The 19,295-nt window shown below is 64.2% G+C and carries 17 protein-coding genes and 1 pseudogene; 11 read left to right on the top strand and 7 right to left on the bottom strand.

Features of this window, described 5'->3' with window-relative positions; translation table 11 throughout:
- Nucleotides 1-573, top strand: a 573-nt coding sequence (locus C4S73_RS21750; protein WP_160115872.1) for an MBG domain-containing protein, incomplete at its 5' end; no start/stop codon positions are given.
- Between the two features lie 123 nt (nt 574-696).
- On the opposite strand, the gene C4S73_RS21745 is transcribed toward C4S73_RS21750, so the two are convergent.
- Nucleotides 697-1,626 (bottom strand): hydroxymethylglutaryl-CoA lyase, encoded by a 930-nt coding sequence (locus C4S73_RS21745; RefSeq protein WP_103874621.1) that lies wholly within the window; start codon nt 1,624-1,626, stop codon nt 697-699.
- A gap of 147 nt (nt 1,627-1,773) precedes the next feature.
- On the bottom strand, nt 1,774-2,673 hold the full coding sequence (locus tag C4S73_RS21740) for a LysR family transcriptional regulator (RefSeq protein ID WP_103874620.1): 900 nt from the start codon (nt 2,671-2,673) through the stop codon (nt 1,774-1,776).
- 206 nt (nt 2,674-2,879) lie between these two features.
- Between C4S73_RS21740 and C4S73_RS21735 the strand changes: the two genes are divergently transcribed.
- The 5 genes from C4S73_RS21735 to C4S73_RS21715 all read left to right on the top strand — a co-directional run bounded on the left by C4S73_RS21735 (nt 2,880) and on the right by C4S73_RS21715 (nt 7,978).
- Nucleotides 2,880-3,839 carry an SMP-30/gluconolactonase/LRE family protein gene (locus tag C4S73_RS21735; protein ID WP_160115871.1) on the top strand — a complete coding sequence of 320 codons (960 nt, stop codon included), beginning with the start codon at nt 2,880-2,882 and terminating at the stop codon, nt 3,837-3,839.
- 79 nt (nt 3,840-3,918) lie between these two features.
- A complete protein-coding gene (locus tag C4S73_RS21730) occupies nt 3,919-4,944 on the top strand; it encodes a TRAP transporter substrate-binding protein (protein WP_160115870.1) in 1,026 nt (341 codons plus the stop codon).
- Nucleotides 4,944-5,522, top strand: a complete 579-nt coding sequence (locus C4S73_RS21725) for a TRAP transporter small permease (protein WP_103874616.1) — start codon at nt 4,944-4,946, stop codon at nt 5,520-5,522. Before C4S73_RS21730 ends, C4S73_RS21725 begins: the two co-directional genes overlap by 1 nt.
- Nucleotides 5,506-6,783, top strand: coding sequence for a TRAP transporter large permease (locus C4S73_RS21720; protein ID WP_103874615.1), 1,278 nt, complete (start codon nt 5,506-5,508; stop codon nt 6,781-6,783). The genes C4S73_RS21725 and C4S73_RS21720 overlap by 17 nt, the downstream gene beginning before the upstream one ends.
- A 10-nt stretch (nt 6,784-6,793) precedes the next feature.
- Nucleotides 6,794-7,978 carry a CaiB/BaiF CoA transferase family protein gene (locus tag C4S73_RS21715; protein ID WP_103874613.1) on the top strand — a complete coding sequence of 395 codons (1,185 nt, stop codon included), beginning with the start codon at nt 6,794-6,796 and terminating at the stop codon, nt 7,976-7,978.
- Between the two features lie 105 nt (nt 7,979-8,083).
- On the opposite strand, the pseudogene C4S73_RS21710 reads toward C4S73_RS21715, so the two are convergent.
- Nucleotides 8,084-8,431 (bottom strand): annotated as a pseudogene (locus C4S73_RS21710) (autotransporter outer membrane beta-barrel domain-containing protein); the annotation flags it as partial.
- A 44-nt stretch (nt 8,432-8,475) separates the two neighbouring features.
- Here C4S73_RS21710 and C4S73_RS21705 point away from each other — a divergent pair.
- Nucleotides 8,476-8,778, top strand: a complete 303-nt coding sequence (locus tag C4S73_RS21705) for a response regulator transcription factor (protein WP_244595714.1) — start codon at nt 8,476-8,478, stop codon at nt 8,776-8,778.
- Nucleotides 8,779-9,024: 246 nt separating this feature from the next.
- On the opposite strand, the gene C4S73_RS21700 is transcribed toward C4S73_RS21705, so the two are convergent.
- Complete coding sequence (locus C4S73_RS21700) at nt 9,025-9,948, bottom strand: LysR family transcriptional regulator ArgP (protein ID WP_103874611.1); 924 nt, start codon at nt 9,946-9,948, stop codon at nt 9,025-9,027.
- 68 nt (nt 9,949-10,016) lie between these two features.
- Here C4S73_RS21700 and C4S73_RS21695 point away from each other — a divergent pair, with 68 nt between their 5' ends.
- Nucleotides 10,017-10,643 (top strand): LysE/ArgO family amino acid transporter, encoded by a 627-nt coding sequence (locus C4S73_RS21695; protein ID WP_103874610.1) that lies wholly within the window; start codon nt 10,017-10,019, stop codon nt 10,641-10,643.
- Between the two features lie 70 nt (nt 10,644-10,713).
- Nucleotides 10,714-11,619, top strand: a complete 906-nt coding sequence (locus tag C4S73_RS21690) for a dihydrodipicolinate synthase family protein (RefSeq protein ID WP_103874609.1) — start codon at nt 10,714-10,716, stop codon at nt 11,617-11,619.
- Between the two features lie 256 nt (nt 11,620-11,875).
- Here C4S73_RS21690 and C4S73_RS21685 read toward each other — a convergent pair whose 3' ends face one another.
- Together C4S73_RS21685 and C4S73_RS21680 are read right to left on the bottom strand one after the other, a co-directional pair.
- Nucleotides 11,876-14,986, bottom strand: a complete 3,111-nt coding sequence (locus C4S73_RS21685; RefSeq protein ID WP_103874608.1) for an efflux RND transporter permease subunit — start codon at nt 14,984-14,986, stop codon at nt 11,876-11,878.
- Nucleotides 14,983-16,104 carry an efflux RND transporter periplasmic adaptor subunit gene (locus tag C4S73_RS21680; RefSeq protein WP_103874607.1) on the bottom strand — a complete coding sequence of 374 codons (1,122 nt, stop codon included), beginning with the start codon at nt 16,102-16,104 and terminating at the stop codon, nt 14,983-14,985. The genes C4S73_RS21685 and C4S73_RS21680 overlap by 4 nt, the downstream gene beginning before the upstream one ends.
- A gap of 78 nt (nt 16,105-16,182) precedes the next feature.
- On the opposite strand from C4S73_RS21680, the gene C4S73_RS21675 reads away from it, so the two are divergent.
- Together C4S73_RS21675 and fabF are read left to right on the top strand one after the other, a co-directional pair.
- Nucleotides 16,183-16,788: a TetR/AcrR family transcriptional regulator gene (locus C4S73_RS21675; RefSeq protein ID WP_103874675.1), complete on the top strand. Its 606-nt coding sequence runs from the start codon at nt 16,183-16,185 to the stop codon at nt 16,786-16,788.
- 173 nt (nt 16,789-16,961) lie between these two features.
- Nucleotides 16,962-18,254, top strand: coding sequence for a beta-ketoacyl-ACP synthase II (gene fabF / locus C4S73_RS21670; RefSeq protein ID WP_103874606.1), 1,293 nt, complete (start codon nt 16,962-16,964; stop codon nt 18,252-18,254).
- A 17-nt stretch (nt 18,255-18,271) separates the two neighbouring features.
- Here the strand turns inward: fabF and C4S73_RS21665 are convergent, their stop codons facing one another.
- The gene (locus tag C4S73_RS21665) at nt 18,272-19,273 is read right to left on the bottom strand and encodes an NADP-dependent oxidoreductase (protein WP_103874605.1); all 1,002 of its coding nucleotides are present in this window, start codon (nt 19,271-19,273) and stop codon (nt 18,272-18,274) included.
- Nucleotides 19,274-19,295: the final 22 nt, after the last annotated feature.

Genomic DNA, 19,295 nt, shown 5'->3' with positions numbered 1-19,295 from the left:
AGCAATGTCGGCAGCTACGCAATCAACGGCTTGGGGCTGACCCTCAACAACGGCAATTACGTCTTCGCGCAGGCCACGGGCAACGCGACCGCCCTGTCGGTCACGGCCCGCCCGCTCACGGTGACCGCCGACGCGCTGAGCCGCATCTATGGCAACGCCAACCCGTCCTTGACGTATACGGTGGGCGGCAACGGGCTGGTCAACGGCGACACGCTTGTCGGCGGATTGGCCACGACCGCCGGATCGACATCGCCAGCCGGCAGATATGCCATCCTCCAGGGCACGCTCGCGGCCTCGAACAACTATGCCTTGAGCTTTCTCTCAGCCGTTCTGACGATCTCGCCCAGCGCATCGGGCGGCACATCGCCGACACCGCCGATGCCGCTGTCATCTGACTTCGGCGGCACCTTTGGCAGCCCAACTCCCGAACCGACCCCGACAGGCGGCACTCCCTATGGCGGGACGGCGGCCGGCGGCTTCGACGGCTTTACGTCGCCGGGCTACGACACGCCCTCAAGCTGCGCGGCGCGGCCGGGCCTGTCGCGCTCTCTGACGTCCGGTCCACTGTGCTGAAAAGAGCGAGCCGATTTGGGTTTCGCATCGGGAACCCGGTCGTTGCAGGTCGCGCGGCTCATGTCGGCGCATGCGTCCTGTCGATGCCAAATTTTACATGGAATAGAGCGATTTGCTCTTGCGTCAGGCTGAGAGGCGACCGCCTCCAGCCAGCACTCGCGCACGCGGCATCGCTAGCGCGTGGCTACCGGTAGGAGTGGGAGAGAGGGAGGCGGCGATTTCTGCGACCTCCAGAAGCTTGGCAAGATCGATGCCGGTCTCGATGCCCATGCGGCTGAACAGATAGACGAGATCTTCGGTCGCGATGTTACCTGTCGCACCGGGCGCGAAGGGGCAGCCGCCAAGGCCAGCTGCGGCGCCGTCGAACGAACGGACGCCCGCATCGAGCGCGGCCAGGACATTGGCGATGCCGAAGCCTGCCGTGTCGTGCCCGTGGAACGACCACTGCACCGAATTGCCGAACTCGGCGAGGCAGCGCCTGGCGAAGCGGCCCACATGCTGCGGCTCCGCCATGCCGGTGGTATCGGCGAGGGTCAGTTCAATTCCTTCGCGCAGGGCGACGATCTTGCACATGGTGCGCAGGACCTCGACCTCGTCCATCACACCGACAAACGGACAATGGAAGGTCGTCGCTAGGCCGATCCGGATCGAGAGCTTCTTCTCGGGGTCGATCTCGGCGAGCGTTCGCCCGAAATCCGCGATAGATGCATCGACCGAGCGGCGCACATTGCTCATGTTATGCGCCTCTGACATCGAGATAACGAAGATCAGATCGCTGATGCCCGAAGCGATGGCCCGGCTGGCGCCCTTGCTATTGGGGACGAGTGCCACGGTGCGCAGGCCGGGCATTGGGCCGAGGCCTTTCACGACCTCTTCCATGTCGCTCATCTGCGGGATGGCCTTGGGGCTAACGAAGGAGCCGATTTCCATCCGCTCGATCCCGGTCGCCCGCAGCTTCCTGATGAAGGAAATCTTGTCCTCGGTCGGGACGAAGCGCGCAATGTTCTGGAGGCCGTCGCGGGGCGCAACCTCAACGATTTCGACTTTGCTCATCTTCGTCCTCCCGATCCGCGGCTGTTGGAGCCACGGCTCATCCTGCACGTCGAGGGATAGTCAAGCCGGCTTGCTCTGACCATTATCGATTGGGAACGCGCAGCTTCGTCGTTCGACAAGACGCGGATCTGTCGGGCCGCGAGGTCGTCAGGGCGTCGTGCCATTGCGCAGATGCCCGAGCAGAAGGCGCGCGGCGACCATCAGCTTGGTCTCGTCGCGAACGCAGATCAGCAGCTTGCGGCAGGCCCAGTCGTCGAGCAGGGGCACGCTCTTCACATGCGGGTTGGCGCCATAGATCGTGGCGATGCCCGCAGGTACGATCGTCACGCCGAGGCCGACCTCCACCATCCGGACCGCTGCCGTGAACGTCACCACCTCGATGCTGGTGCTGATCTTGATACCCGTATCCGTGATCGATCTTGCGACGAGCGTTTGCAGCGAGCTCCCGGTTTCGAGACTGATGAAATCTTCGCCGGCAAGGTCGGTGAGACGGATCGCGTCGAGGGTTGCCAGCGCATGGTGAGCCGGAAGCAGGACGACGAGCCGGTCGAGCTTGTACTCGAAGAGTTGAAGACCGTCCGGTACCTGCGTGTTGTTGGCGAAGATGCCGATATCGCCCAGCCCGTCCATCATCGACTGCAGGACGTTCGGGCTGGTCTCCTCGCGCAGGATGACGTTGATATCGGGATGGGCATGGCGGAAGGCGGCCAGATCCTGCGGCAGATGCTGGACGACGGCCGACTGGTGGGCATGAATGCGAACCAGCCCGCGTTCGCCAGTCGCAAAGGCGCTGAGATCGGCCTCCATATGGTTGAAGCGCTCGAACAGCCCGCCTGCATGCCGTGCCAGCGTCTCGCCCGCCGGGGTAGCGGTCATGCCTCTGGCATGGCGATAGAACAGAGGTGCGCCCACTTCCGCCTCGAGGTCCTGGATGCGCTTGCTGATTGCCGAAGGCGCGATGTGCTCACGCTCCGCGGCCTTGGTGATATTTCCCTGTCGGTAGACGGCAAGGAACATTCGCAACGTGGTCAGGTCGGCACGAATCATGAGGCAGGAAGGTCTTTCACAGGCTACGGCAGGCCGGGTTCACGTAACGAGAACGGCGGGGTTCCAATTCACGACTAGTCGGCCATTCGCCATTGGATAGGGTGGTGTGAAGAGCCGCGAGCGTCGGCCACAAGCATCATAAAGCAGGCCCGGCGGCAAGCGCGGGCTCGTGCATGGGAGCGAGGCGATTGGGCCATGGAGGGGACATGTTTTCTGTTGATCTGAGCGACCTTACGTATCTCGGCGAGAATCTTTCGCGCCCGGAATGCGTGTTGTCGACGCGCTCTGGCGATATCTTCATGCCCGACAAGCGTGGCGGCATCAGCGTCGTACGTGCCGATGGCCGGACCGAGCTGATCCTGGGGCGCAATGCGCCTCAGGGCTTCATGCCGAATGGCTTTGCCCTTCTCCCCGGCCGGAGCTTCCTCATCGCTGATTTGGGCCCCGATGGCGGCGTCTGGCACATGGCGCCGGACGGCACGCTGACGCCCAAGCTCATGGAGATCGACGGCAAGCATCTTGAGCCGACCAATTTCGTCGGCATCGATGCCCATGGAAGGACGTGGATCAGCGTCAGCACTCGGTTGATCCCACGCGAAGGCTCGATGAAGAAGGGTCATGCCGATGGCTACATCATCATGCTCGATGCGAGCGGAGCTCGCATCGTTGCCGAGGATATCGGCTTCACCAACGAGGCGATCGTCGATCCGACCGGCCGCTGGCTTTATGTGAACGAGACCATCTCGCGCTGCACGAGCCGTTTCGAGATCCAGGCCGACGGCTCGCTCGGAGCCAAGGAAGTGTTCGCCCAGTACGGCGCAGGCACATTCCCGGACGGTTTCGCCTTCGATGCCGAAGGGGGCCTGTGGACCGTCAGCGTGGTCAGCAACCGGGTGATCCGGGTGACGTCGGACGGCAAGCAGCACATCGTCCTGGAAGATTGCGACAGTGCTGCGGTCGATGCCGCCGAAGCGGCATTCCAAAATGGTACCTATACCCGCGCGCATCTGGACCTGGGCGGTAAGCGGCCGCTGGGCAACCTCTCGGGCATCGCGTTCGGCGGCGCGGATCTCAAGACCGTCTATCTGGGCTCGCTGTTTGGCAGCCGGATAGCCTCCTTCCGCTCCCCGGTTGCTGGCGCTCCGCCGGTTCAGTGGGAGTTTTGAACTCGGCCGACCTGCGCGAACCACCTTCAGAACAATAATGCGGGGCGCCAGAACGCCACCGCAAACGGGAGAAACGACCATGATCGATTTGAAGATCGGCCGCCGAGGATTGCTTGGCGGTGCCTTGCTCGGTGGCGCTGCCGCCGCCATCGGCGCTCCGGGGATCGCCCGGGCGCAGGCCAAGAACCTTAAGATCGCGACCATCGCCCTGAACAACAGCCCCTGGCACAAGGCGCTTCTCCGCTTCAAGGAAGTCGTCGAGACCGATAGCAAGGGGCGCTACACGATCAGCGTCTACACGGACGGCCAACTCGGTGACATCAACCAACTGCTCTCGGCGATGCAGTTAGGGACCGTCGAATTCTCCTATTTCGGGCTGTCCTCGATCAGCTATGTGCGCGGCGGCGAGGCCCTGAACGTCCTTTACGTGCCCTATCTCTTCAAGAGCGGGGAATGGGGCGAAAAGATCATCAACACCGACCCGCAGTTCCAGGAGATGTTCTCCAAGATCGGCGAGACGGCGGGCGTGCGCGTCTTTGGTGCCTGGGGGCAGCGTTCGTCCCGGGCGATCCAGAGCACCAAGGGCCCGATCTTGAAGCCTGAGGATGTGAAAGGCATGCGCCTGCGCATTCCGCCCATCCCGATGCTGCGGGCCATGTTCGACCGTCTCGGCGTGCAGTCCACGCCGTTGGGCATGCTCGAGATCTACAGCGCGCTGTCGCGCGGCACGGTCGACGGCCAGGACAACGGCTTCGACCTGGCGATTCCGCCTCGCTTCCATGAGGCAGCAAAGTTCTGGTCAGCCACCGACCATGTCAACGAACTCGTCGGCTTCTTCGTTTCCGAGCGCTTCTGGCGGGGGCTTTCCTCCGAGGATCGCGAAGTGTTCAAGAAGGCTTCCCGCGAGGCCGGCGCGGTAACGACGGCGCTGACTAGTAAGCTCGATACCGACGCGATCGAAATCCTGAAGGCGGCTGGCGTGACTTATGTCGTGCCGGACCGTGATGCCTTCAGGAAGGCGGTGGCCGGCGTCGAGGTCGAGCTGGAAGGCAAGATGTGGCCGGCCGGCCTGGTCGAGCGCCTGCGCAAGCTGCAGGAAGCCTGATGACCGAACCGGCGGACAGCCTCAATACGACGCCGGCGGTCGCCGCGCAGCAGCCGGAGTTCCGGCTGCTGACCCTGCCCGTGCGTCTCCTTGCCGCGACGGTCAGGGCGGCGGTGATCATTGCCCTGGCCGTCGTTCTCGTCTTCACCGTGGGGCAGGTGGCCGACCGCTACTTCCTCAAGTCACAGTTCGATGCGCATGACCAGATTGCGCGCATCGGCATGGTCTGGCTGGTGTTCCTCGGTTTCGCGATCGGGGTCAGGGAGCGGGCCAATATCCGCATCGAAGTCGTGCAGCATTTCCTGCCAGCGGGGGCCCGGCAGATTGCCGCCTTCCTGCTCGACATCCTGATGCTGGCCGTAACAGTGCTGATCATCACCGTTGGGTGGCAGCTGCTCGAAATTGGCTCGTTCCAGGCCATCATGGGCACTTCGCTTTACTATGACGTGATGTACGGGGCGCTCCTGACGGGAATGATCCTGCTCGCCGTCTTCCTCATCCTCCGCATCGCGAACACGCTCTCGGGCGGACGTTTGGGTGTCGACGCGCCGGTATCCGAGCATGATGATCATCATTAGTACCCTGGTCTTCTTTATTCTACTTGTCGTTGGGTTCGACGTCGGCTTCGCGATGATTCTGGCCGCGCTGTTCGGCATGCTGCTGCACGGCGCGATCGATCCGGTCATGGCTCCGTTGACCTTGGTCTCCGGCGTCGACAGTGCTGCGCTGATCACCGTGCCGCTTTTCGTGCTTGCCGGCGAAATCATGAACCAGGGCGGCGTCACCCGCCGGCTGATACAGTGGTCGACCGCGATGGTCGGGCATTTTCGCGGGTCGCTCTCGCAGGTCGCGCTGACGACCAACCTGATCATGGCGGGCATTTCCGGTTCGGCGGTCGCCGATGCGACGGCAACCGGCAGCCTGCTGATTCCGGCTATGAAGAAGGAGGGTTACAAGCCCGGATACGCTGCGGCCGTGATTGCCGCCGGTGCGATGTTGGGACCGATCCTGCCCCCATCCATTCCCATGATCATCTACGCGATCATGGCCAATCTCTCGATCGCCAAGTTATTCATGGCTGGCGTCGTTCCAGGCCTGATGCTGTTCGCCGGTTACATGGTGATCTGCGCCATCGTGGCGCGCCGGCAGGGCTATGCCTCGAAGCCGCGTGCGAGCTGGCGCGAGAGGGCAACCGCGACGCGCATGTCGATCTGGGCGCTGATGGTCCCGGTGCTGATCCTGATCGGCATCCGCTCGGGCTTCATGACCGAAACCGAGGCCGCGGGCGTGATCTGCGTCTATGCGCTGGTCGTCGGCATGGTGATTTATCGCGATCTTCACGTCAGGGAGCTCGGGCAGGTCTTCTATTCGGCAGGCAAGACCTCCGCCGTCATCCTGTTCCTGCTGGCGGCGGCCGGGCCGTTCTCCTGGCTCCTCAACGAATCCCACATCGCAACGCGCATTTCGCAGGGCATCCTCAGCATCTCTGAAAACCCGCTCATCGTCCTGCTCGTGGTCAACATCATGCTGTTCATCGTCGGCATGATCCTGGAACCGCTGCCGGCGCTGGTGATGTTCGTGCCAACGCTTCTGCCCATCCAGGCGCAACTTGGGATCGATCCGATCCAGTTCGCGATGATTGTCATCCTCAACCTGATGATCGGCATGCTGCATCCCCCGATCGGACTTCTCCTGTTCGTGACGAGTGCGGTCGGCCGCGTGCCGCTCTGGCCCATTGCCGTCGAGCTGTTCCCGTTCCTCGGCTGGTCCCTGATCGTCCTGGTCCTGATCTCCATCTTTCCCGGTCTCGTGACCTGGCTCCCCAACATCGCACTGTGAATCGAACACCATGCCTCTGACAGGTTTCCGCATCATCGACCTCACACGCGTCATCTCCGGGCCGTTTTGCACAATGATGCTGGCCGATCTCGGTGCCGACGTCATCAAGATCGAGCCCCCGGGCGAAGGCGATCCGATCCGCAAGCAAGGCGCCGGCCGCGATGGCATGAGTTGGTACTTCGCCTCGTTCAACCGCAACAAGCGTTCGGTCACGCTCGACCTGAAAGCGCCGGAAGGCCGTGTCGCTCTCGAAAGGCTGATCGCGACGGCCGATGCGGTGATCGACAATTTCCGGCCGGGCGTGCTCGCCCGACTGGGGTTCGACGAAGCGAGACTGCAGGAGATCCGACCAGGGATCGTCACGTGCAGCATCACGGGCTTCGGTTCGACAGGGCCCTATAGTGATCGCCCGGCCTTCGACTTCATCGCGCAGGCGATGAGCGGCTTCATGAGCGTCAATGGCGGGCCTGGAGACCCGCCGCTCCGCACCGGCCTGCCGATCAGCGATCTGGTCAGCGGCCTCTATGGCGCGCTTGGCGTATGTGCCGCGCTGGTGCGGCGCGAGCGCGCCCAGACTGGCGAACATGTCGAGATCAGCCTGACCAACTCGATGGTCAGCCTGCTTGCATATGTCGCCTCGCATTATTTCGCGACCGGCGAGGTGCTGCCCAAGACCGGCAACGATCACCCGATCGCCTCGCCTTACGGGCTGTTTCGCACGCGTGACGGGCAGATCGCCATCGCGCCCAGCGACAACACTTTCTTCGGCCGGTTGATGGATGCGCTGGAACTGCCCGCGCTGAAGACGCACCCGGATTTCGTCAGTAACGATCTACGGGTCCTGCATCGCGCACGGCTGACCGCCTTGGTCGAAGAGCAACTTGGCCATAGCGATTCCGAGTACTGGATCACCAAGCTCAACGCCGCCGGCGTGCCATGCGGCCCGATCTACGACATGCACGGCGTGTTCTCCGATCCGCAGATCCTGGCGCAGGAAATGGTCATGAACGTCCCGACCAAGGATCACGGCGAGGTGCGGATGCTCGGCTTCCCAATCAAGCTCAGCCAAACGCCTTGTGCCGTTCGCCGCCCGCCGCCGGACATGGGCGAACATACTGGGGCGCTTCTCGCGGAGCTCGGCTATTCCCCAGCTGAGCTGGAGCAGCTTCGCAAGCTGCGCGTGACCGCTGCCTAGCCGGCTCGGCAAGGACGGGAGCGCTGCCTTACCCCCGATGAATTCAAGGCCTGGGCTCAGAACCTAGGGCACGACACTTTGCGGCTTTGTCAAAAGCTCGTCCCATCAGAACCTGACGGCGAACACGCCCTTGAAGGCGTGGTCCTGAGCGTTCCCGGCGAGCTGACCGGTATAGGACAGGCCGAGCGAAGTGCTTTGGCTGATGGCAAGGTCGAGCCCAGCTTCCACGAGGGCGGCATCCTTCGCGATCGGCAGCCCGGCGACGCTGAAGGCGCTCGCTCCGGCGAAGGCGAGCGTCGCGGCCGGCGTCACATCGCCGAAGGCATGGCGCCAGGCCAGCCCGCCGCGCAAGGTCAGCTCCATGCTTTGCAAAGCGAGGCTGGCCGAGGCGCGCAGACCCAGCGTGGAATAGCCGAGGCTGGTGTCATCGCCCTTGCTGGTCAGCGCAGCCGTGGAGCCGGCCTCATCTCGACGAACTTTTCGAGGCGCTCGCGGCCTTGCAGCGCGGCGAGACCTATCTCAGCCCGCCGCTCAGGGCTGTCATGCCGCAAGGGGGTCCCGATGGCGCGCCGGACAGCGTGTCCTTCGATGCGGTCAGTCACGTTCCGCTCACCCGGCGGGAGCGCGAGCTGCTCGTCCTGATCGCCGGGGGCGCCACCGCCCGCGACGTCGCCGCCCGCCTCGGCATCAGCCCCCTCACCGCTCGCAAGCATCGCGAAAACCTCATGCGCAAGCTCGAACTCCATAGCGCAGCGGAGCTGGCCACCTTCGCCGTGCGCCTCGGCCTGCCGATTGGATGAGGCTCGATCCCCGCTTTGCGGCAACCGTCCCTTGTGGCCACTGTCGCAGGCGACAGCAGCGGGAGGCAATACGGCAGATGCCGTAGATCGCGAACCGATGCGCAACACCCTGCCGGCTGCGATCGAGGCTCGTGCCGGCCCGCTCATGAGCGTCGATCTACGGCACTCTGCCGCATTGCTGAGTTTGGACTGCCGCCAGAGACCAGACGCTCGGAGGCAGGGTTCATTTTCGTGGATACGGCGAACTCAGCCGCTGCCTGGCCGACCAAGATGACTTGCTGATTGAAGGTCTTTCGCAGCAACCGCCCGGACCGCCTGCGTGAGCTGATCGAGCAGTCGCGCCGCCAATCGCGTCCGCTGCCAATACAGCGTCACGGCGATCCGCTTGTGTGGCGGCAGCTCGATCAGCCTGCCTTCTGCGATCAAAGGCTCCGCGAGCGCGACCGGTGCCATCGACCATCCAAGCCCCGCAAGCGTCATGTCGAGCATACCCTGCGTCGACGGGGTCCAATGGGTCGGCGGCGAGATCGTCGTGCCGCAGGCCTCCCGTGCCCAGCGGAACTGCAGGTCGTCGCGACGGTCGAACCGCAGCATCGGTACCCGCTGCAGGCTCAGATTATCGACGCCCCCGGGAAAGTGACGAGCCGCGAAAGCCGGCTCTACCACGGCCATGTATTCGATCTGGCCGAGAGGATGGATCCGGCAGCCGACGACGGGCGAAGGGTCGGCCGTAACTGCAGCCAGGACATCGCCAGTCTGCAGGCGCTGCGCCGTATGGGCCTCGTCGTCGAGGACGAGATCGAGCAGGCCGCCGGTTTCGCCGGCAAACAGCGCCGCCGCCTTGGGGAACCAGGTACTGACGCTGTCGGCATTCACGGCGACCCGGATCGAAGCAGGTCCGACGACCTGCAAGGTCAGACCGGGCAAGGTTTCGATGACCTCGCTTTCGAGCAGCCGGACCTGCTCGATATGGGCGCACAGTCTGCCGCCGATCTCGGTCGGCCGGCAGGGCGATCCTCGGATCAGCAGGATTGCGCCGAGACGATCCTCGAGCCCCTTGATGCGCTGGGAGACAGCCGACGGCGTCACGCCCAGACCGATTGCGGCCTTCTCGAAGCTGCCTTCGCGTGCAACGGCTGCGACAGCGGCGAGGGAGGGATAGTCGAGCATTAGTTTGCCTAATTCAAAGTTAGAATGTTTAGTTAGACTACACCGATGCCCGCGCGCATCAAAGAGCCATGACAAGCGCTCTCCTGCCTGCCTTCGCCAAGGGCTTTGGCCTTTCGCTCGGGCTCATCGCCGCCATCGGCGCCCAGAACATGTTCGTCTTGAGACACGGGCTTCGGCGCGAGCATGTCTGGCCCATCGTTCTCTTCTGCGCGGCGGCCGATGCCTCGCTGATCGTTGCTGGCGTCAACGGCCTTGGCAGCGCGCTGTCGGTCGTTCCGGGATTGGCGATGGCACTTAGCCTGGGTGGAGCGGCTTTCCTGGCCTGGTACGGCGTCTCGGCGCTGCGACGGGCAGCCACTTCGTCCGCATTGGTCGTCGATAGGACGGCGGGCATCACACTCGGCGCCGCGCTCGCCGGAACGGCGGCCTTCACCTTCCTCAATCCACATGTCTACATCGACACCGTGCTCCTGATGGGCGCGGTCGGAACGAGCCTGCCTTCCGACGAGCGCCCGCCCTTCATGATCGGAGCGGCGAGCGCCAGTTTCATCTGGTTCGCCTCGCTGGGATTCGGCGCGCGCTTCCTGGCCCCGCTCTTTGCCAGGCCGGCAGCATGGCGCATCCTCGATCTGGCGATCGGTGTCATGATGCTGGCCCTCTCGACGAGCCTGCTGCGCGATGCATTTGCGGGCTGATCGCGGGGATGTGTCTCGGCACCCGTCGTCCTAACCTCGCATTCGAATTTTCTCAGGAACACCCGACTTCATGACCGACGCATCGATCTTTCGCGGGCTTTCCGCCTTTCCGCTCACGCCGGCCGATGCCGAGGGCCTTGTCGATACCGACGCCTTCGCCCTCATGCTCGACCGGCTCGTCGCGGCCGGCGTCGATTCCATTTCCGTACTCGGCAGCACCGGCACCTATGCCTTTCTCGACCGCAGCGAGCGCTCGCGCGCTTTGGCTGCCGCCGTCGAAACCGTTGCCGGCCGCGTCCCGCTGATCGCCGGCATCGGTGCCATGCGCACATCCTGGGTCCGTGAGCTGGCCCGCGAGGCCGAGCGCCTGGGAGCCGATGGGCTGCTGCTGGCGCCCGTCTCCTATGCGCCGCTGACGCAGGACGAAGTCTTCGCCCATTTCGAGGCGACCGCGGCCGCGACGGGCCTGCCTGTCTGCATCTACAACAACCCCAGCACGACCCATTTCACCTTCGCGTCGGAGCTGGTGTCGCGCCTCTCCCAGGTGCCGAACATCACGGCGATCAAGTTGCCGCTTCCTGCCGATGGTGATTTCGAAGGCGAGATCGGCCGGCTGCGATCGTCCTGCAGGGACGGGATGATGATTGGATACAGCGGCGACTGGGGCGCCGCCCCTGCGCTTCTGGCGGGAGCCGATGCTTGGTACAGCGTCGTCGCCGGTCTCTTGCCGACTGCGGCGCTGCACCTGACGCGTGTCGCACTGGCCGGCGATCGGGAGGGCGCCCTGGCGATCGACACCGCTTTTGAGCCGCTCTGGTCGCTGTTTCGCGCTCATGGCAGCTTGCGGGTGATGTACCTTATCGCCGAACAGCTTGGCCTGAAACCCGGAGCACCGCCATTGCCGATCCAGCCGCTGCCCAGCAGCCTGCGCGAGGCGGTCGCAATTGCGATCCAGCAGATTTCGAATTGTCCATAAAGCCCGACGCGTGAGATGCCGTTCGGATCGCCGGCGTCCCCCGGCACACCGGGGACGAGACGGCCGCCGAGCCTTACGATCGGTTGAACGCCATCTATGGTTCCACAGCCATCTCATTGCTTAAGACATGACTTGACGTCGAATCCGGGGAATGCGCCACCTGCGGACATTTGATGCCTTCCAGAAAGCGGAACCTCACGATCGGGGACACTGTTCCGACTCAGAGCCCTGAACGATCTCTTTCCAAATCGGTTTCTTACTGGGCGGCCATTGCTGGTCGCAATGCTGGCTCCTCCTGCGAAACCTCATGGTTCTCATCCGCAGTCGGTTTGATGCGGAACCAGGCCGTATACAACGCGGGAAGGAACAGCAGGATCAGCACGGTGCCAACGGCGGTGCCGCCGATCAGCGTGTAGGCCATCGATCCCCAGAAGACGGAGTGCGTCAGGGGAATGAAGGCGAATACGGCCGCGAGCGCCGTAAGGATCACCGGCCGCGTCCGCTGCACCGTCGCCTCGATGACGGCGTTGTAGTCGTCGAGACCGGCGGCGCGATTTTCCTCGATCTGCTCGGTCAGGATCAGGGTGTTGCGCATCAGGATGCCGGCCAGGCCGATCAGACCCAGGATGGCATTGAACCCGAATGGCTGATTGAAGAGGAGCAATGTCGGCACGACGCCGATCACGCCAAGCGGCGCTGTCAGCAGCACCATCGCCATCATCGAGAATGAGCGCACCTGCAGCATGATGACGATCAGCGTGGCGGCGATCATCACCGGGAAGACCTTGCCCAGGGCGACATTGGCTTTGGCGGCCTCCTCGATCGATCCTCCGGTCTCGATGCGATAGCCCGCCGGAAGCGAAGCGATCAGTGGCTGAAGTGCCGTCACGATCTGCTTGGAGACCTCCGGAGGCTGGGTGGCCTCGTTGATATCCGCACGGATGGTGATCACGGGTGTGCGGTCGCGGCGTTTCAGGATCGGCTCCTCCAGGCGCATTTCGGAGTGGCCGATCTGGTCGAGTGGAATCTGGCGGCCGTCGCGGCTGATCAGCGAGAAGTCCGCAAGACGCGCCGGGTCGAGCCGCTCGCTGCCGGCGCTTCGTGCCACCACTGGCACGTTGCGGATATCCTCCCGGACCTGCGTGACGGGAACGCCCGTGAGGAGAAACTGAAGCTGCTGGCCAACCGCCGCCGGCGACAGACCGATGAGGTTCAGCCGGTCCTGGTCGGGGACGAAGCGCAGCACCGGCGTACGGTTGCCCCAGTCGCGGTTGGCCTGCCGGACGTCCGCGACGCCCCGCATCACCTCCAGCGCCTGGGCGGAAATCGCATAGAGCTGCGCCGGATCGGGCCCCATCACCCGGAACTCGACCGGGAACGGTGTATAGGGTCCGAATACGAGCTGCGTGACGCGAACGAAGGCTTCGGGAACAAGGCCTTGGGACACGGCCTCGCGGAGCCTGTGCTTCAGGATTTCACGCGCCCCGGCATCCGGTGTCAGGGCCACGATCTTGGCGAAAGCGGGATCGGGCAGTTCCGGCGCCATCGCGAAGAAGAAGCGCGGCGCGCCCTGGCCGACATAGCTGGTGACGATCGTTGCCTCGGGCTGGGCGCCCAGCCAGCGTTCCAGCTTCTCGACGGCGGCCGTCGTCGTTTCGATGCTAGTTCCCTCCGGCAACCGCACCTCGACAAGCACTTCGGGGCGGTCCGATGTCGGGAAGAACTGCTGCTTGACGCCGCCCATGCCGATGCCCGACAGCGCGAACGCGACGACGACGATGGCGCAGGTCTTGAACTTGTGGCGGACGGCGAAGGTGATGATCCCGCGCAGGCGCCGGTAGTTCGGCGTGTCGTAGATCGCGTGCGTGCCGCCCGGGATCGGCTTGATGTCGGGCAGCATCTTCACGCCGAGATAGGGCGTGAAGACCACCGCGACGATCCAGGAGACGATCAGGGCAAAGCCCACGACCCAGAAGATGTTGCCGGCATATTCGCCGGCCGTCGAACGCGCGAAACCGACTGGCAGGAACCCGGCGATCGTCACCAGCGTGCCCGACAGCATCGGCGCGGCCGTGTGGCTCCACGCATAGGCCGCTGCCTTGATGCGATCCATGCCCTCTTCCATCTTCACCACCATGACCTCGATGGCGATGATGGCGTCGTCGACCAGAAGGCCGAGCGCCAGGATCAGGGCGCCGAGCGTGATGCGGTCGAAGAACCGTCCGGTTTCCAGCATGATCAGGAACACGACGGCGAGCGTCAGCGGCACGGCGGCGGCCACGACGATGCCGACGCGCCAGCCGAGACTGAGCAGGCTCACCAGCAGCACGACGCCCAGCGCCATGGCGAACTTCATCATGAACTCGTCGACCGCCGAGGTGATATTGACGGCCTGGTCCGTCACCTTGTCGAGCGTCATTCCGAGAGGGAGCGTCTGTGCGATCTCCGCGGTCTTGTTTTCCAGGGCCTTGCCCAAGGCGAGCCCGTCCCAGCCAGCCTGCATAACGGCGGCAACCAGGATCGTAGACTCGCCCTGACGCCGGATCAGGTAGGTCGGGGGATCTTGGTACCCGCGACGCACATCGGCGATATCGGATAGCTTGAGCGTTCGTCCCGCAGCCACGATCGGAGTGTCGGCGATCGTCTTCAGGCCCTGGTAGGCACCGTCGACCCGGATGAACATCTGAGGCCCGCTCGTGTCGATCGAGCCCGCCGGCGTGACGGTGTTCTGCCTCTGCAGGGCCGTGATGATGTCCTGCGCGGATACGCCCAGCGTCGCGAGCTTCGAATACGAGAACTCGACGAAGATCTGCTCGGGCCGCTCGCCGAGAATGTTGATTTTCTTGACGCCCGGGACGTGCAGGAGCTCCTGGCGGATGGTCTCCGCCTGCCGCGCCAGCTCGCGCATCGGCATCCCCTTGGCCTTCAAGGCATAGAGGGCGAAACTCACATCCGAGTATTCGTCGTTGACGAAGGGGCCGAGAACGCCAGGCGGCAGGTTGCGGGCTTCGTCGCCAAGCTTCTTGCGGGCCTGATAGAACTCTTCCTGAACCGCGGCAGGCGGCGTGCTGTCCTTCAGAGTGACCGTCATATAGGCGTAGCCCGGCCGCGTGGTCGTCTCGACGCGGTCGTACCAGGTCAGTTCCTGGATCCGTTTCTCCAGCGGCTCAGCGACCAGGTCCTGCATCTCGCGCGCGGTGGCGCCCGGCCATACGGTCGTGACGGTCAGCGTCTTGATGGTGAAGCTCGGATCTTCCGCCCGGCCGAGCATGAAGAAGGCGTAGATGCCGGCGGCGACCAGCAGGATGATCGAGAACAGGGTGACGGCCCGTTCGCGAACGGCGATCGCTGAAAGATTGAGGCTCATTTGGTGCCCCTGTTCTGGGACACGGTCCTGACGCGTGCGCCGTCCTGCAGCAGGTGAGCCCCAAGCGAAACCACCGGCCGGGCTTCGGTCAGCCCAGAGATGATGGCGGTCTCGCTGGTCACGCGGACCAGCGTGATCGGACGGAATTTCACAGTCGAGGTGGCGTCATCCAGAAGCCAGACACCGGTCTTCTGGCCATCGTCCATCAAGGCGCCGAGCGGCACTTCCATCTCGGGCTGGCTTGTCTGATTGGTGAGCCGGATGGTCACGGTTGCCCCGAGCGGAGCTGCGGCGGCCTCGCCATCAAGGACGTAGCGCGCTTCATAGGTGCGGGTCTGCGGATCGGCTGAATCCGAGAGCTGCCGGAGGGTACCTGAATAGCGACGGTTCTCCGCTCCAAAGAGATTGGCCACGGCGGCCGAGCCGATGGCCGGTCTGATCGTCTCGGGGAGAGCGACGACCGCCTCGCGCGGTCCGGCCTGGGCGAGCCTGACGACGGTCTGCCCGGCGGTCACGACCTGTCCGGGCTCGCCAAATGTTTCGACGACGATGCCGTCGGCATCCGCGACAAGGACCGAATAGCTCGATCCGTTCTCGGCCACTTTCTCGTCCGCTTCCGCGGCTGCCAATTGGGCCGCCGCAGTGTCGAGCGCTGCCTTCGCTTGCTCGTAGCGCTGCGGGCTTGCCGCAAATCCATCCTTGACCAGAACGGCGTAGCGCTTTTCGTCCGCCCTGGCCTGGACCAGGACGGCGCGAGCGGCAGCGGTGGCGTTGCGTTTCGCCGTAAGCGCGAGTCGCAGGTCGGTCTCGTCGATCCGCATCAGCGCCTGACCTGCGATCACAGGCTGCCCGACATTCACCAGGCGTTCGACGATTTTCCCAGCAACGCGGAAGCCCAGATTGCTTTGAACACGCGCTGCGATGGTACCTGTGAAGCGGCGCTCCGCATCCACGACCGGTGTTGGCGTCACCAGCCTGACGATCGGAACATTTTGCCGCGGATCGCCGATTGCAGACGCGTTCTGTGGGCGGGCGGAAAGCGTAACCAACGCCGCCGCCGCCGTTGCCGCGAGCACAACGCCCCCTGCTACGATGACCGATTTCTTTTTCTTGCCCATCGCCCTGAACCAATTAGATTGCATTCGAACTCTATGCTCGATATAGAAGTCGAACGCAATCTAATTATGGAGGTCCCGATGCGTGTCACGCGGCAGCAGGCCGAGGAAAACCGGCAGACGGTCATCGACGTGGCCAGCCGTCTGTTCCGGCAGCATGGGTTCGACGGCATTGGGCTGAAGGATCTGATGGCCGGCGCCGGGCTGACGCAGGGCGCCTTCTACAAGCAGTTCCAATCCAAGGACGATCTGGCGGCGCAGGCCTCGAAGCGCGCGTTGGAGAGCGCCTTGAGTCGGTGGTCAGATGCCGCCCAGTCCAATCCTGAAGCCCCGCTGGCAGCGGTGGTCGATTTCTATCTCAGCATGGGTCACTGCGCGGAAAAGACGGATGGTTGCCCGGTGGTCGCGCTCGGTTCGGATGCTGCCAGGCAAGGCCCGGACGTGAAGGCGGCGTTCGAAGGCGGGATCAAACACTATCTTGACCTGATGGGTCGCTGGACCGGCAAGGCCGATGGCGACGATGCCGACGGCAAGGCCATGGCCATGCTCTCGACGATGGTGGGCGCCGTGCTCCTGTCACGCGCCGTCAACGACGAGCAGATGTCGAAGCGGTTCCTGCAAGCGGCGACCGAAAGCGTATTGGCGCAGTCATCAGCGGACGACGCGCAGCCGAGCCGGCGCCAATGACGATGTCCTCGGCCGAGGCCCGCATCGCAACTGATACGGGCGCTGAGCCCACGCGGGATGTTTCAATGACCGCGCCCACGGGCCAGCGGCTGACAGGGGGGATCCTGTTCCCACGCAGAAGCCGGACGGAACCCAGCGGCTTTGCCGGCGTGCCAGAAACCATCGGAGGCTAAATGCGACGGATTGTTGTCACGGGTCTGGGAGCGGTCACGCCGCTGGCTTCTGGGGTCGCGCCAAGCTGGGCGCGCCTGCTGGAAGGTCGGTCGGGCATCCGCAGGTTGTCAGACGACATGGTGGGTGATTTGTCAGCCAAGGTCGGCGGCGTGGTTCCCTCAAGCCAGGACGATGCCGAGGCGGGCTTCGATCCTGACGCCGTTCTGGCGCCGAAAGACCAGCGGAAGATCGACCGGTTCATTCTGTTTGCGCTTGCGGCGGCCGATGAGGCGCTCGCGCAGGCGAACTGGAAGCCTGACGCAGACGCCCAACGCCTGCGCACCGCCACGATCATCGCGTCGGGCATCGGCGGCTTTCCGGCGATCACCGAAGCGGTGCGTACGGTCGATACCCGCGGCGTGCGCCGCATGTCGCCGTTCACGATCCCGTCCTTCCTCGTGAACCTCGCCGCCGGACATGTCTCGATCCGGCATGGTTTCAAAGGCCCGCTCGGCGCACCCGTCACCGCCTGCGCGGCTGGCATCCAAGCAATCGGGGACGCGGCGCGGCTGATCCGCGCGGGGGAAGCGGACGTCGCGGTGTGTGGCGGAACGGAAGCCTGCATGAACACCGTCAGCCTGGGAGGTTTTGCCGCTGCACGCTCTTTGTCCACCGGCTTCAATGACAAGCCGGCCGAGGCTTCGCTCCCATTCGACACGGCCCGTGACGGCTTCGTCATGGGCGAAGGCGCCGGCATGCTGGTGATCGAAGACCTCGACCACGCCATGGCGCGTGGCGCCACGCCGCTCGCGGAACTCGTCGGCTACGGCACCACCTCGGATGCGCATCACATCACCTCCGGTCCCGAGGACGGCAATGGCGCGCGGCGCGCCATGGAGATCGCGATCGCACAAGCGGGCATCTCCCCGCGCGAAATCGGTCATCTGAATGCCCATGCCACCTCGACCCCCATCGGCGATCTCGGAGAACTTGCCGCCATCAAGGCGCTGTTCGGCTCCGGTGGCGGGGTCGCCGTCAGCGCGACGAAATCGGCGACCGGGCACCTGCTCGGGGCCGCAGGCGGCCTTGGCGCCATCTTCGCGATTCTGGCGCTCAAGCATCAGGTGGCGCCGCCGACCCTCAATCTGGACTCGCCCGATCCGGCCGGCGACGGAATCGATTTCGTCAGGCACGCGGCCCGGCCGGTGGCTACGGACTACGCGATCGCCAACGGCTTCGGCTTCGGCGGCGTCAACGCCAGCGTGCTGTTCCGGCGCTGGACTGACCAGGCCGCGCGCGGAGGCGACGAATGACACGCGCGACGCCGCCCTCACCTCAACTTGACGACGACCTTGCCCTTTGACCGTCCCGTTTCGATGTATGCCAAGGCCTCGTTGGTAGCTTCGAACGGGAAGACCCGATCCATGATGGGGCGAATGATCCCGGCTTCGATCAGCGATGTGATCTCGCGCAACTGCTCGCCATTCGCGCGCATGAACAGGAACGAATAGCTGACGCGGCGGCGCTTGGCCTTGCTTCGGATGCCGAAGCTCAGAAGGCGCAAAACCTGACGCAGGACCCAGTTGAGCCCTTGTTCCCTGGCGAATTCGGGATCCGGCGGACCGGAGATCGAGATCAGCTTGCCACCGGGCTTCAGCACATTCAGGGATTTTTGAAGCGTGTCGTTGTCCAGGCTGTTCAACACCACATCGTAGCCGGACAGGAGCTTCTCGAAGTCTTCCTTCTTGTAATCGATGACGACATCGGCGCCGAGGCTCCTGACCAGCTCGACATTCGCCGTGCCCGTCGTGGTCGCAACCGTCGCGCCGAGATGCTTGGCAAGCTGGATGGCGAAGGTGCCAACGCCGCCGGAGCCGGCGTGTATGAGGACCTTCTGCCCTTTCCGCAGGCCGGCTCGCTCGACCAGCACCTGCCAGGCCGTCAGCCCCACCAGGGGGATGGAAGCCGCCTCCTCCATGGTGAGGTTCTTGGGCTTCAGCGCCAGGTCGGCCTCATTCATGGCGATGAACTCCGCGAACGTCCCGACCCGGCCATCGCGCGGCCGGGCGTAGACCTCGTCACCCGGCTTGAAGTGCCGGACATTCGATCCGATGCGGACCACCGTGCCCGCCACGTCGTGTCCCAGGATGAAGGGCGGACGGTACGGCAGGATGAGCTTGAACTGGCCGTCGCGGAGCTTGGAATCCAGAAGGTTGAGCCCGGCCGCGTGGACCTGGACGAGAACGTCGTCATCCCGCAACGTCGGCTCCGGCATTTCGCCGAGCCGCAGCGCGCCCTTCTTCTTGTATTTATCGAGAATGAAGGCCCTCATGGTGTCTGTTCTCCAATCTCGC

Origin of the sequence: Allobosea lathyri, assembly GCF_900108245.1 — a bacterium.
Classification (GTDB): Bacteria; Pseudomonadota; Alphaproteobacteria; order Rhizobiales; family Beijerinckiaceae; genus Allobosea; species Allobosea lathyri.
This window is presented reverse-complemented; position numbering and strand designations above follow the sequence as displayed.

Coding starts and splice junctions, on each gene's coding strand:
- C4S73_RS21665 (WP_103874605.1), bottom strand. CDS start 19,273: ATGAGGGCCTTCATTCTCGATAAATACAAGAAGAAGGGCGCGCTGCGG.
- C4S73_RS21680 (WP_103874607.1), bottom strand. CDS start 16,104: ATGGGCAAGAAAAAGAAATCGGTCATCGTAGCAGGGGGCGTTGTGCTC.
- C4S73_RS21725 (WP_103874616.1), top strand. CDS start 4,944: ATGACCGAACCGGCGGACAGCCTCAATACGACGCCGGCGGTCGCCGCG.
- C4S73_RS21720 (WP_103874615.1), top strand. CDS start 5,506: ATGATGATCATCATTAGTACCCTGGTCTTCTTTATTCTACTTGTCGTT.
- C4S73_RS21690 (WP_103874609.1), top strand. CDS start 10,714: ATGACCGACGCATCGATCTTTCGCGGGCTTTCCGCCTTTCCGCTCACG.
- C4S73_RS21685 (WP_103874608.1), bottom strand. CDS start 14,986: ATGAGCCTCAATCTTTCAGCGATCGCCGTTCGCGAACGGGCCGTCACC.
- C4S73_RS21700 (WP_103874611.1), bottom strand. CDS start 9,948: ATGCTCGACTATCCCTCCCTCGCCGCTGTCGCAGCCGTTGCACGCGAA.
- C4S73_RS21745 (WP_103874621.1), bottom strand. CDS start 1,626: ATGAGCAAAGTCGAAATCGTTGAGGTTGCGCCCCGCGACGGCCTCCAG.
- C4S73_RS21715 (WP_103874613.1), top strand. CDS start 6,794: ATGCCTCTGACAGGTTTCCGCATCATCGACCTCACACGCGTCATCTCC.
- C4S73_RS21735 (WP_160115871.1), top strand. CDS start 2,880: ATGTTTTCTGTTGATCTGAGCGACCTTACGTATCTCGGCGAGAATCTT.
- C4S73_RS21740 (WP_103874620.1), bottom strand. CDS start 2,673: ATGATTCGTGCCGACCTGACCACGTTGCGAATGTTCCTTGCCGTCTAC.
- fabF (WP_103874606.1), top strand. CDS start 16,962: ATGCGACGGATTGTTGTCACGGGTCTGGGAGCGGTCACGCCGCTGGCT.
- C4S73_RS21695 (WP_103874610.1), top strand. CDS start 10,017: ATGACAAGCGCTCTCCTGCCTGCCTTCGCCAAGGGCTTTGGCCTTTCG.
- C4S73_RS21675 (WP_103874675.1), top strand. CDS start 16,183: ATGCGTGTCACGCGGCAGCAGGCCGAGGAAAACCGGCAGACGGTCATC.
- C4S73_RS21730 (WP_160115870.1), top strand. CDS start 3,919: ATGATCGATTTGAAGATCGGCCGCCGAGGATTGCTTGGCGGTGCCTTG.